The following is a 12431-nucleotide window of genomic DNA, read 5'->3' as shown; positions in this document are numbered from 1 at the left end:
CGCGGGCGAGCCCGCTCCCACAGGGAATGCGCTCGCTTGGCTTTTGCTTTTCAGCTTTTGATCTTGGGGCCCCGTCCCAGAAGGCCGAACGCAGGTGATGTGGAGTGGGTCGAGCGGCATGGATGCCGCGAGAGCCGCGTGGGCCATGGATGGCCCATTCGCGGCGGGCCCGCGGAGCGTCGCCGGAGTGAGGGCATGCCGAGCCTGTGGCGAGGCACCGTATGGCGGGGAGAAAAGCCCTTGGTTACTTGGGGCTTTTCCAAGTAACTCGCCGCCAGGCGAAACAGGCTGCGTTAGCAGACTCAGCAATCCAAATGACACACCGCATGCACAGGATTTACGACGACTTCGTCGCCGCTCGCAGGGCAAGCCAGCTCCTACAAGGGTCCGCGCAACTCGACGCCAGACCATGCGATCCCAAGCACACCTAGCCGATCGCGGGCAAGCGCGCTCCTACGAGTGGACCAAGCACCCAGTCGCTCTCAATCCAGCAACACCAGGCTCTGCGGATCGATCCCACACATCTGCGCCAACACCTGCACCACCAGAATATGGTCCTCACGCTGCGGCAGGCCGGACACGGTGACCACACCAATGCACCCCATACCGCGCACCCGGATCGGGAAGCCGCCACCGTGGCTGGCGTAGTCACGCAACGGCAGACCCATCGGGTTTTCCAGTGACTGGCCCTGTTCATCCAGCGACAGCCCGACGCCATACGAACTGCGATCCAGCATCTCCACGACATTGCGCTTGCGCCGCGCCCAGTCGCTGTTTTCCGCCGCCGTACCGGGCATGGCGTAGAAAAACACCGTCTCCCGACACAGGCGGATCTCGATGGTCACGGCCACGCCCTGCTGTTCGCTGGCATTTTTCAGCAGCGTACCCAGTTCCCAGGCGGTGTTTTTATTGAAACTGTCGAATTGCAGGGTCTGCTCCTGCAGGGAAATGCGACGGATGTCTTCGCGGCGTGCGCTGTCCATGAAGTGAAAGGCCTTCTTGTCGGTGTTGTCGGGCGGGGTTGAATCAGCGCGGTAGCGTAGCAGGTAAGCCGCACCGCTACCGATCGACATCCCGTCAGCGCGATATTGGCCATGGGCCAGCGCATTGCCTTGCGTGTGCTACACCTACTGGGTCAGCTGTTCACGGATGAGACGTTCATATGCGCTTGAATATGCCGGTTACTCAGCAGGAACGAACTTTCGCCGCCGATGAGCGGCTGATTTCCACCACCGATCTCGACAGCCGCATCACGTATTGCAACGACGCGTTCGTTGCCATCAGTGGCTTCACCCGCGAGGAGCTGATCGGCCAGCCGCACAGCCTGGTCCGTCACCCGGACATGCCGCCGTCGGTGTTCGGCCATATGTGGGCCACGATCAAACAGGGCAAGCCATGGATGGGCGTGGTCAAGAACCGCAGCAAGAATGGCGATTTCTACTGGGTCAGCGCCTACGTCACGCCGGTTTATGAGAATGGCCGCCTGGCCGGTTTCGAGTCGGTGCGTTCACTGCCGACTCGCGATCAGGTGCGCCGCGCCGATGCCTTGTATGCGCGGCTGCGCGCGGGCAAGCCGGCGGTGTCCAAGGTCGGCACGCTGGCGTTCAACCTGTGGCGGCAACTGCCGCTGATCGGTGCCGCGATCATTCTTACCGGTGCCAATTACCTGCTCGACAACCATGCCACGATGGCCGTGACCCTGATCACGCTGATCGCCTTGAGTGCGATTCTCGAACTGCGCCAGCAACGCGCCCTGAAAACCATCCTGCGGGAGCACCCCAAAGCCTTCTCCGATCCGCTGATCGCCCTGACCTACAGCGACAATCGCGGGCCGCAGGCGCAACTGGATCTGGCTCTGCTCAGCGAAGAAGCGCGCCTGCAAACCGCCCTGACCCGCCTGGTGGATGCCGGCGAGAGCGTCAAACAACGCGCCGGGCAGTCGGCCAGCCTGTCGTTGCAACAGGCCGAGGCGCTGGACCAACAGCGCAGCGAAACCGATCAGTCGGCCACGGCGATCAACCAGATGGCAGCGACCATCCAGGAAGTCACCCACAACGTGCAAAGCACCGCTACCGCAGCTCAAGAGGCTGATGCCCTGGCGCAACAAGGGCGCGGCCTGGCCGACGACAGCCTGCTGGCGATCCGGCACATGGCCAATTCGGTGACGGAAATCGGTCAGGCAGTCGGCGAGCTGGCGGGCGCCACCCAGTCCATCGGCAGCGTGGTCGACGTGATCAACGCCATCGCCCAGCAGACCAACCTGCTCGCCCTCAACGCCGCCATCGAAGCGGCGCGAGCCGGCGAACAGGGCCGCGGCTTCGCCGTGGTCGCCGATGAAGTGCGCTCGCTGGCCTCGCGTACGCAGTCTTCGACCGAACAGATTCAGGGGATCATCAGCGACCTGCGCGAAGGCGCCACCCGCGCCGTGGCTACGGCAACTCGGGGCCAGACCATGTCACAGGAAAGCGTGGCCAGCGTCGAAGCGGTGCAGCAGGCGCTGAGCGGGATCAGCGAAGCGGTGACGCGCATCACCGGCATGAGCCAGCAGATGGCTTCGGCGTCGGAGCAACAGACCCACGTCGCCGAAAGCATCAATCAGCAGATCAACCGCATCGCCGTGCTCTGCGATCAGAGCGCAGGCCAGGCGCAGCAGGGCTCGACCATCAGCCGCGAGCTGGAGGAAATGGCGCAATACCTGCACAGCCTGGCCGAACGCTTCTCGCGCTGAACAGGCGGCGTCGTCGATGGCCCAAGCATGAAACGATGTGCGCCGGGTTGATCACCCGGCGCGCCATTCAGGCAAACAGTTTACGGATCGACCTGCCCCATCATCTCCGGCACCGACTCTTCGCGCTTGGCATAGCGCTGGGCCAGTACCGCACAGACCATCAACTGGATCTGATGGAACAGCATCAGCGGCAGGATCAACACACCCATGGTGCTGCCGGCGAACAGTACTTGCGCCATCGGTACGCCGGTGGCCAGACTCTTTTTCGAACCGCAGAACAGAATGGTGATGCGGTCTTCCTGATTGAAGCCAAAGGCCTTGCTGAGTACGGTCGAAGCGACCAGCACCAGCCCCAGCACCACGCAGCAGACCAGCACCAGACCGGCCAGATTCAGCAGCGGAATCTTGTGCCAGATGCCTTCGTTCACCGCCTCGCTGAACGCGCCGTAGACCACCAGCAGAATCGAGCCCTGATCGACGAACTTCAGCCAGTTCTTGTTGCGGCCGACCCAGGCGCCGATCCAGCGTCTGGCAATCTGGCCGGCGATGAATGGCAGCAGCAGTTGCACGCTGATCTTGATGATCGCATCGAGGGTCGACGCGCCGTCGCCGTGGACGTTGAGCAACAGGGTCACCAGCAGCGGCGTCAGGAAGATACCGAACAGACTCGACGCTGCGGCACTGCAAATGGCAGCCGGAACGTTGCCGCGCGCCAGCGAAGTGAAGGCAATGGCCGACTGCACGGTGGCCGGCAAGGCGCACAGGTACAGAATGCCCATGTACAGGTCATTGCCGATCAGCGGCGACAGCAGCGGTTTGAGCGCCAGGCCCAGCAGCGGAAACACCGCAAAAGTCAGGCTGAACACCAGCAAATGCAGACGCCAGTGACCGGCGCCCGCAATGATCGACTCCCGCGACAGCTTGGCGCCGTGGAGGAAAAACAGCAGGCCGATGGCGATGTTGGTCAGCCAGCCGAAACCGACGGCGACCTGGCCGCTGGCCGGCAGAAAGCTGGCGATGAGCACCACCGTGACCAGCGCAAGGGTGAAGTTGTCAGGCAAGAAGCGAGGACGGGTCATGTCTATCATCCGCTGTTACAGAAAATCGTAACGGTGACTCTAGCGCGACATGCTTCGACCGACTATCGCCAACGGGCCCGGATATAGCGGCAAACGGACACATCCGTTGTCAATTTGTCGCTTGCTGCCCGACATGACCGATCAATTGACGGCTTACCACTGCCAACACTTCGGCGGATAACGCCTCTCCGTCGGCCATCCGCGACACGGTCAGAGCGCCCATCATCGCGCACATGCTCAGCAATGCCTGATCCCTGCTGGAGGCCTGCTCGCCTGGCGGGATCTGCCGCGACAGCAACGCGATCATCCGTTCAAATCCCGCCACCGCCGAGGCCCGCACCTGCTCGTCGCCCTGCGCCAACTCGCTGCCCAGTCCGCCGTAAGGGCAGCCGCTGGCGCCATCGCGGTGCGCCAAGGACAGATAGCCGTTGACCGTGGCATTGAACGCCCCGGCAGGCCCCTCTTCGGGCGGCAACGCGCCCAACCCCTCCAGCAATTCGTCGACACCGGCCATGGTGCTCTCGGCCACCAGTTGCGCCTTGGACTGGAAATGCTTGTAGAAACCGCCCTGGGTCATGCCTGCAGCAGCCATCAATGCGGTCAGCCCGCTGCCGGCGATCCCGTGCCGACGAAACTCACCCCGTGCCGCTGCGATGATACGGCGCCGGGTCGCTGCTGTTTCCTGCTTCGTTTTACGCATCGAAAACACCTTTCATCCGAAGACCTGTTGACATTAGATGGTGATCGCCATCTTAATAGATTACGAGCTTCATACAACCCCCGTTCATCCTGTAAACGACGCTTCCCGAGAGGACACTGTCATGACTCAAGCCACCATCCTTGTTACCGGCGCTGCGGGTTTCACCGGCCGCAAAACCGTCGAAACCCTTCGCGAGAAAGGCCTCGCCGTGCGTGCCATGGTGCGCAGCGACGACCAGCGTGCCGAAGCGCTGCGCCAGTTGGGCGCTGAAGTCGTGATCGGCGACCTGCTGGACCTCAATGCCCTGCGTGCCGCGCTGGAAGGCATCGAAAGCGCCTACTTCGTCTACTCCATCGCGCCGGGCCTGATCGAAGCGTCGTCGAAGTTTGCCCTGGCGGCCCAGGAAGCCGGTGTGAAAGCGGTGGTCAACATGTCGCAGATTTCCGCGCGCCGTGTCGCCAAAAGCAACGCCGCGCTGAACCACTACACCGCCGAGCGCGTGTTCGACTGGTCGGGCCTGGCCATGACCCACATCCGCCCGACCTACTTCGCCCAGTGGCTGATCTACCCGCACTGGCGCAGCCACATCGTCGAACGCGGCGAAATTCGCCTGCCGTTCGGTGACGGCCGTCACGCGCCGATTGCTGCCGAAGACCAGGCACGCCTGATTGCCGCGATCCTGGAAAAGCCACAGGCCCATGCCGGCAAAACCTACAACCTCAATGGCCCGGTCGAGCTGAGCCAACAGGGCGTGGCCGATGCCGTTGGTGAAGTGCTCGGGCGCAAGATCACTTACGTGCCGATCTCCCTGGAGCAATATGACCTGGAAATGGCCGAAGCCGGCCTGCCACCGTTCTTGCGCCAGCATTTGATCGAAGTGGCTCAGGACTATCAGCATGGTGTGTTCGAAGGCGAAGACCGCATCATCGCCGAAGTCACCGGCCAGGCGCCGATGACCGTGCAAGCGTTCGTGTCGCTGCACCGTGAGCTGTTCGAGGGCTGATTGTCCGCCTGCGAAGCCATCGCAACAGGCAAGCCCGCACCGGTTCCGGTCGCGGGCTTTTGCTTTTTTTGCTGACTATTGCGGACAGCCGCGCCGGGCGAGCACACTGGCGCACGGTTTTTTTCGAGGATTCGAACCATGACGACGCACACTGAAACCGCCCTGCTCGCTGGCGGCTGCTTCTGGGGCATGCAGGACCTGCTGCGCCGCTATCCCGGCGTGATTTCCACTCGCGTGGGTTACTCCGGCGGCGATGTCGCCAATGCCACCTACCGCAACCACGGCACCCACGCCGAGGCCATCGAGATCGTGTTCGACCCGAGCGTGATCAGCTACCGGCAGATTCTTGAGTTCTTCTTCCAGATCCACGACCCGTCGACCCCCAACCGTCAGGGCAACGACATCGGCCTGAGTTATCGCTCGGCGATTTTCTACCTCGATGAAGAGCAGAAACGCGTGGCCGAAGACACCGTGAAGGACGTCGACGCCTCCGACCTGTGGCCGGGCAAGGTGGTCACCGAAATCAGCGCGGCGGGCCCGTTCTGGGAAGCCGAGCCTGAGCACCAGGATTATCTGGAGCGCATTCCCAACGGCTACACCTGTCACTTCATCCGCAAGGACTGGAAGTTGCCTGTGCGCGGGTGATTTCCGCTGACACGAAACAACCTGTAGGAGCGTGGCTTGTCCCGCGACCGGCTGCGCAGCAGTCGTGAAATTTGTGCATGCGATATGCCTGTCAGACCGAATTTACCGAATTCACGACTGCTGCGCAGCCGGTCGCAGGGCAAGCCAGCTCCTGCAGGCCTTCGGCCAGAATCAAAAGCCTGGTAGCAGTCCGGCTGCCGGCGGCATCGACAACAAACTGAAAAACCACCTGTACGGGTGAGCCTGTCAAAACTTCGTGGGCAACTAGGCCTTGTGGGAGGGAGCCCTGCTCGCGAAAGCGTCATTCCAGACAACACTGCATCGACTGACATGACCTCTTCGCGAGCAGGGCTCCCTCCCACAAGGTTCGCGGTGTTCAGTGGACAGCGCCGTGATCACATCAACAACACCCGCTTGATCCAGCTGTACAGATTCAGCCCTTCCCGCGACAGCTCGCCATCGGCACGTCGGCACAGGTAGTAGGCGCGGCCGTCGTTCAGCGCATGGTCGAACAGCTTCACCAACTCGCCGCGATCGCGCAGCGGTGCCACCAATGGCTCGCGCAACAGCGCGCAACCCAGCCCATTCAACGCCGCAGTCAGCGCCAGTTGGCCGTCTTCGAAGAGCAAACCCTGCAACGCCCCCGGGTGCCGCACGCCAATATTCTGCAGCCACTGCGCCCAGGTGCCGCGCTCTTCGTCGTGCAGCAGCGGCAGATCGACCAGCCGCTGCGGTGTATCGACAGGCCCCAGTCGCTCCAACAGTTCAGGGCTGCACCAGGCCGTCACTTCACCGGAAATCAGCGGTTCGCTGTGATACCCCGGCCAATGCCCGGTGCCGAAGCGAATGGAAATGTCGGCCGCATCGCTGGGGTAGCTGCGATGGTTGGCGTAGGTGACGTTGACATCGACGCCGGGGTTTTCGACGAGAAACTCGCCCAGCCGGGGAATGAACAGATTGATCCCGAACAGCGGAATCAGGCTGATAGTGACCTGCCGCGTCGCCGACTGTTCGCGGACATGCTCGGTGGCGCTGCGCAATACGGCGAACGCCGAGCGAATCGCCCGGTAGTACTCGCGCCCCTCGTCGGTGAGGATCAGGTTGCGCCCTTGCCGCGACGTCAACGCCTGGCCAAGAAACTCCTCCAGCAAGCGCAGTTGATGGCTGATGGCCGAAGGCGAGACATCCAGCTCCCGCGCCGCCGCGTTGACACCGCCATGACGGGCGAAGGCTTCGAAGGTGCGTACGGCACGCAGGGGTGGATCATTATCCAACTGTTCTATTTTATTCATGTGTTGAGTTTATCTTTAAACAATCAGACTGAAAACCCCGACAAAACCGCCTACAGACCGAACTAAATGACAAAAACAAAATGCTTATATCCTTATAATTTTTTGTGAGTTGATAAATATAGAATGATTACCTAGTGTGCCGCCCTGTTCCTGTCGCTTCCGACGACGTTTGACTCAAGGCCCCACTGCTTTCATGGATATCTTCATCCAACAACTGCTCAACGGCCTGGTGCTGGGCAGTCTGTACGCGCTGATCGCGCTTGGCTACACCATGGTTTACGGCATATTGCGCATCATCAATTTCGCCCATGGCGACGTCTTGATGATCGGCGCACTGATCGGCCTGTCAGCCATCCACCTACTGCAAGGTGCTTTTCCCGGCCTGCCCGATCTGGCGGTGCTGATGATCGCCGCTGTCATCGCCATGGCGGCCTGCGCCGTGCTGGCTGGATTGATCGAACGGGTCGCCTATCGTCGTCTGCGCAACGCCCCGCGCCTGGCCCCGCTGATCAGCGGCCTGGGCGTGTCGCTGTTGTTGCAGACCGTGGCCATGCTGCTGTGGAGTCGCAACCCGCAGGTGTTCCCGCAATTGCTGCCGCTGGACCCCATCGAAGTGACCCACGGCGATGAACTGCACGCCCCGGCAATCACCAACGTCACGGCCATCGTCACGGTGGTGATTGCCATGCTGGTCATGGGCGGCCTGCTGTTGCTGGTCAACCGCACCCGCTTGGGCCGTGCCATGCGCGCGGTTGCGGAAAACCCGCAAGTCGCCAGCCTGATGGGCATCAACCCCAACGCGGTGATCGCCCTGACCTTCGCCATCGGCGGCGCCCTCGCGGCACTGGCCGGGGTGATGATGGCCAGCAACTACGGCAGCGCGCATTTCTACATGGGTTTTCTGCCCGGCATCAAAGCCTTCACCGCAGCGGTGCTGGGTGGCATCGGCAACCTCAAGGGCGCGATGCTCGGCGGCGTGCTGCTGGGCCTGATCGAATCCCTGGGCACCGGCTATCTGGGCGAACTGACTGACGGCGTGTTCGGCAGCAACTATCAGGATGTGTTCGCTTTCATGGTGTTGATCGCCGTGCTGGTGCTGCGCCCATCGGGACTGCTCGGCGAGCGACTGGCGGTGCGCGCATGAGCCTGCTGATCGCTATCGCTCAACCGGCTCGCCGCGCCCGTTACGGCGCCCTGCTGTTCGCTGTCGCGCTGTTGCTGGCGCCGTGGATTGCTGGCTATTCCGGCGGCAACGCCTGGGTCCGTACGCTGGACTTCGCTCTGCTGTACATCATGCTGGCGCTGGGCCTGAACATCGTGGTCGGTTATGCCGGCCTGCTGGATCTGGGCTTCATTGCCTTTTATGCGCTGGGCGCCTACGTCGCCGCCCTGCTGTCCTCGCCGCACCTGCTCACGCAGCTCCCGGCGCTGGCAGCGGCGCTGCCCCAGGGCCTGCACACCTCGATCTGGCTGATCGTGCCGCTGGCCGGCCTGCTCGCTGCCGGGCTGGGCATGTTGCTCGGCGCGCCGACCCTGCGCCTGCGCGGCGACTATCTGGCCATCGTGACGCTTGGCTTTGGCGAGATCATCCGCATTTTCATGCGCAATCTGGATCGCCCGCTGAACATCACCAACGGCCCGAAAGGCATTTCTTCGGTGGACCCGATCCAGCTGTTCGGCGTCAGTCTGGCACGGACCCAGGAGCTGTTCGGCTTCCGGATTGCCTCGGTCTACCTCTATTACTACCTGTTCGCGCTGCTGGCGGTGCTGATCATCTTCGCCTGCCTGCGCCTGCAGGATTCGCGCATCGGCCGCGCCTGGATGGCCATTCGCGAAGACGAAGACGCCGCCGAAGCCATGGGCCTGGACACCCGTCGTCTGAAGCTGCTGGCCTTTGCCATCGGCGCCAGTTTCGGCGGTGTCGGCGGCGCGCTGTTCGCCTCGTTCCAGGGCTTCGTGTCGCCGGAATCCTTCAGCCTCAACGAATCGGTGGCAGTGCTGGCCATGGTCGTGCTCGGCGGCATGGGCCACATTCCCGGGGTGATTCTCGGCTGCGTGTTGCTCGCGGCGCTCCCGGAAGTGCTGCGCGCCAGCATGGGCACCCTGCAGCAGTCGCTGTTCGGTCAGGTGCTGGTCGATCCGGAGATCATTCGCCAGTTGTTCTACGGCCTGGCCCTGATTCTGGTCATGTTGTATCGCCCCGCCGGGGTCTGGCCTGCAGCACGGGAGTCGGCACGATGAGCGCACTGTTGCAGATTCAAGGGGTCAGCAAGCATTTCGGCGGCGTCAGCGCATTGAGCGACGTCAACCTGCTGATTCAACCCGGCCAGGTCTACGGCCTGATCGGCCCCAACGGCGCCGGCAAGACCACCTTTTTCAACGTCATCACCGGCCTGTATCAAGCCGACGCCGGGCAATTCGCCCTGGCGGGCCAGCCTTATGAGCCGTCCTCGGTGCACAAGGTCGCCCAGGCCGGCATCGCCCGCACGTTCCAGAACATCCGCCTGTTCAATGCCATGAGCGCGCTGGAAAACGTCATGGTCGGCCGCCACGTGCGCACCCGCAATGGCGTCTGGGCTGCCATCAGCCGTCATCGCCGGGCCCGTGATGAAGAAGCCGACACCCGGCGCATCGCGCAACAGTGGCTGGACTACGTCGGCATCGGCGAACTGGCCGAGCGCCGCGCCGACACCTTGTCCTACGGCCATCAGCGGCGTCTGGAAATCGCCCGGGCGCTGGCCACCGAGCCGCAATTGCTGGCCCTCGACGAGCCGGCTGCCGGCATGAACGCCGCCGAGAAACTGCAACTGCGCGAACTGCTGGAAAAGATCCGCAACGACGGTCGCACGCTGCTGCTGATCGAACACGACGTCAAGCTGGTCATGGGCCTGTGCGACCGCATCACCGTACTCGACCACGGCCTGGTGATTGCCGAAGGCACCCCGCAGGAAGTACGCCGCAATCCGGCGGTGATCGAAGCGTATCTGGGAGGCGGTCTGCATGACTGAACCATTGCTGCACATCAGCGGACTGGACGTGCATTACGGTGCGATTCAGGCAGTCAAGGCACTGGAACTGAAGGTCGAGGACGGCGAACACGTTACCCTGATCGGCTCCAACGGCGCCGGCAAGACCTCGACCCTCAAGGCCCTCACCGGCCTGATCGCCAGCAGCGCCGGCGACATCCGCTTCAACGGCCGCTCGTTGCGCGGCATGCCCGCCCATGAGCGTCTGGCCCAGGGGCTGGCGATGGTGCCGGAAGGTCGCGGCGTGTTCGCGCGCATGAGCGTGCTGGAAAACCTTCAGGCCGGCGCTTACCTGCGCCGCGACAGCGCGGCGATCAGCGATGAAATCGAACAGATTCTCGACTGGTTTCCGCACCTGCGCCGTCGCCTGCAACAGCCGGCCGGGCTGATGTCCGGCGGCGAGCAACAAATGCTCGCCCTTGGCCGCGCCCTGCTCTCGCGCCCGCGCCTGCTGATCCTCGACGAGCCGTCCATGGGCCTGGCACCGGTGATGGTGGAGAAGATCTTCCAGGTCATCGCCGAGGTCTGCCGACGCAGCATGACCCTGCTGCTGGTCGAGCAGAACGCTCGGCTGGCCTTGCAGGTGACTGAACGTGCCTACGTCATGGACAGCGGCCGCATCAGCCTGTCTGGCCCGTCCTCGACGCTGATCAATGACCCTCAGGTACGCGCCGCGTACCTGGGTGAATGAATCCAACGCTACCGGGCTTCCGGCGTGTCAACACAGGCATCGCGGTCGAACGAAGCCGCGACCCCACACAGGAAATGCAACATGCAACTAGCTGCCCTTTTCAAACACGCCGCCGTCACCGGTCTGGTCCTGAGCAGCCTCGCCGCTGCCGTGGCCCAGGCCGACCAACAGGTGCTGATCGGCCTGGCCGGCCCACTGACCGGCCCGTCGGCGCGGATCGGCAAGGACCTGGAAAACGGCGCGCAACTGGCCATCGATGCGGCCAACGCGCGCCATCCGAAAATCGGCGGTGAAGCGGTCACCTACAAACTGGTGTCCGAAGATGACCAGTCCGACCCGCGCACCGCGGTCACTGTGGCTCAGCGTCTGGTGGATGCCGGCGTGGTCGGCGTGGTCGGCCACTGGAACACCGGCACCAGCATTCCGGCGGCACGGGTCTATCACGACGCCGGCATCGCTCAGGTCGCACCGGTCGCCACCGGCCATGCGTACACCCAGCAAGGCTTCGACACCAGTTTCCGCATCATGGGCCACGACGATGACGGCGGTCAGGTCGCCGGCAAATATGCCCTGCAAACCCTGAAAGCCAAGCGTATCGCCGTGATCGACGACCGCACCGCGTTCGGTCAGGGCCTGGCCGACCAGTTCGTCAAATCCATCGAAGCCGGCGGCGGCAGCGTGGTGTCCCGCGAGTACGTCGACGACAAGACCGTGGATTTCAGCGCCGTGCTGACCAACGTCCGTGGCAAGAACCCGGACCTGATCTTCTTCGGCGGCGTCGACGCTCAGGCCGCACCGCTGGCCCGTCGCATCAAGCAATTGGGCATCAAGGCGACCCTGATGGGCGCCGGCGGCTTCGTCAGCCAGACCTTCCTGACCCTGGCGCAGAAAGAAGGCGAAGGCGTGACCGCGCTGGAACCGGGCCTGGCCATCGCGCAGATGCCGGGCGGCAAGGCGTTCGAGCAGGCCTACGTCGAACGCTACAAGACCCACATCGAACTGCACGCACCGTTCGCCTACGACGGCGTCGGTGTATTGATCGCGGCCCTGGAAAAAGCCGGCTCCACCGATCCGCAAAAGTACCTGCCGGTGCTGCGCGGCATCGACTATCAGGGCGTGACCGGACCGATTGCCTTCGATAACGAAGGCAATCTGAAAAATCCGACCTTCACTGTTTACCAGGTGAAGGCCGACAAATGGGAGCCGGTCAGCGTCGCTGGCGGCAAGCCCTGATGCAATCCTGCTGAAACAATGACAAGAGCGCGGC

12 protein-coding genes are annotated in these 12431 nt (G+C 63.1%); 8 read left to right on the top strand and 4 right to left on the bottom strand.

Annotation, left to right across the window (positions count from 1 at the left end; genetic code table 11):
• Nucleotides 1-482: 482 nt before the first annotated feature.
• Nucleotides 483-983 carry a heme-degrading domain-containing protein gene (locus tag ACIPL0_RS23425; protein WP_400599763.1) on the bottom strand — a complete coding sequence of 167 codons (501 nt, stop codon included), beginning with the start codon at nt 981-983 and terminating at the stop codon, nt 483-485.
• Nucleotides 984-1162: 179 nt separating this feature from the next.
• On the opposite strand from ACIPL0_RS23425, the gene ACIPL0_RS23420 reads away from it, so the two are divergent.
• Complete coding sequence (locus ACIPL0_RS23420; protein WP_400599615.1) at nt 1163-2728, top strand: methyl-accepting chemotaxis protein; 1566 nt, start codon at nt 1163-1165, stop codon at nt 2726-2728.
• Between the two features lie 80 nt (nt 2729-2808).
• Here the strand turns inward: ACIPL0_RS23420 and ACIPL0_RS23415 are convergent, their stop codons facing one another.
• Together ACIPL0_RS23415 and ACIPL0_RS23410 are read right to left on the bottom strand one after the other, a co-directional pair.
• Nucleotides 2809-3807, bottom strand: a complete 999-nt coding sequence (locus ACIPL0_RS23415; protein WP_400599616.1) for a bile acid:sodium symporter family protein — start codon at nt 3805-3807, stop codon at nt 2809-2811.
• A 109-nt stretch (nt 3808-3916) separates the two neighbouring features.
• A complete protein-coding gene (locus ACIPL0_RS23410) occupies nt 3917-4507 on the bottom strand; it encodes a TetR/AcrR family transcriptional regulator (protein WP_400599617.1) in 591 nt (196 codons plus the stop codon).
• A 121-nt stretch (nt 4508-4628) separates the two neighbouring features.
• Between ACIPL0_RS23410 and ACIPL0_RS23405 the strand changes: the two genes are divergently transcribed.
• Nucleotides 4629-5510 (top strand): NmrA family NAD(P)-binding protein, encoded by an 882-nt coding sequence (locus ACIPL0_RS23405; protein ID WP_400599618.1) that lies wholly within the window; start codon nt 4629-4631, stop codon nt 5508-5510.
• Nucleotides 5511-5648: 138 nt separating this feature from the next.
• Nucleotides 5649-6155, top strand: coding sequence for a peptide-methionine (S)-S-oxide reductase MsrA (msrA, locus tag ACIPL0_RS23400; RefSeq protein WP_400599619.1), 507 nt, complete (start codon nt 5649-5651; stop codon nt 6153-6155).
• Between the two features lie 395 nt (nt 6156-6550).
• On the opposite strand, the gene ACIPL0_RS23395 is transcribed toward msrA, so the two are convergent.
• On the bottom strand, nt 6551-7447 hold the full coding sequence (locus ACIPL0_RS23395) for a LysR substrate-binding domain-containing protein (protein WP_400599620.1): 897 nt from the start codon (nt 7445-7447) through the stop codon (nt 6551-6553).
• A 193-nt stretch (nt 7448-7640) separates the two neighbouring features.
• On the opposite strand from ACIPL0_RS23395, the gene ACIPL0_RS23390 reads away from it, so the two are divergent.
• The 5 genes from ACIPL0_RS23390 to ACIPL0_RS23370 all read left to right on the top strand — a co-directional run bounded on the left by ACIPL0_RS23390 (nt 7641) and on the right by ACIPL0_RS23370 (nt 12397).
• On the top strand, nt 7641-8591 hold the full coding sequence (locus ACIPL0_RS23390) for a branched-chain amino acid ABC transporter permease (protein WP_400599621.1): 951 nt from the start codon (nt 7641-7643) through the stop codon (nt 8589-8591).
• A complete protein-coding gene (locus ACIPL0_RS23385) occupies nt 8588-9688 on the top strand; it encodes a branched-chain amino acid ABC transporter permease (RefSeq protein ID WP_400599622.1) in 1101 nt (366 codons plus the stop codon). Before ACIPL0_RS23390 ends, ACIPL0_RS23385 begins: the two co-directional genes overlap by 4 nt.
• A complete protein-coding gene (locus tag ACIPL0_RS23380; protein ID WP_400599623.1) occupies nt 9685-10455 on the top strand; it encodes an ABC transporter ATP-binding protein in 771 nt (256 codons plus the stop codon). Before ACIPL0_RS23385 ends, ACIPL0_RS23380 begins: the two co-directional genes overlap by 4 nt.
• Nucleotides 10448-11164: an ABC transporter ATP-binding protein gene (locus ACIPL0_RS23375; RefSeq protein ID WP_400599624.1), complete on the top strand. Its 717-nt coding sequence runs from the start codon at nt 10448-10450 to the stop codon at nt 11162-11164. Before ACIPL0_RS23380 ends, ACIPL0_RS23375 begins: the two co-directional genes overlap by 8 nt.
• An 81-nt stretch (nt 11165-11245) precedes the next feature.
• Nucleotides 11246-12397: a branched-chain amino acid ABC transporter substrate-binding protein gene (locus ACIPL0_RS23370; RefSeq protein ID WP_400599625.1), complete on the top strand. Its 1152-nt coding sequence runs from the start codon at nt 11246-11248 to the stop codon at nt 12395-12397.
• The last annotated feature ends 34 nt before the right edge of the window (nt 12398-12431 follow it).

Origin of the sequence: Pseudomonas sp. NPDC090208 (assembly GCF_044746785.1) — a bacterium.
Classification (GTDB): Bacteria; Pseudomonadota; Gammaproteobacteria; order Pseudomonadales; family Pseudomonadaceae; genus Aquipseudomonas.
This window is presented reverse-complemented; position numbering and strand designations above follow the sequence as displayed.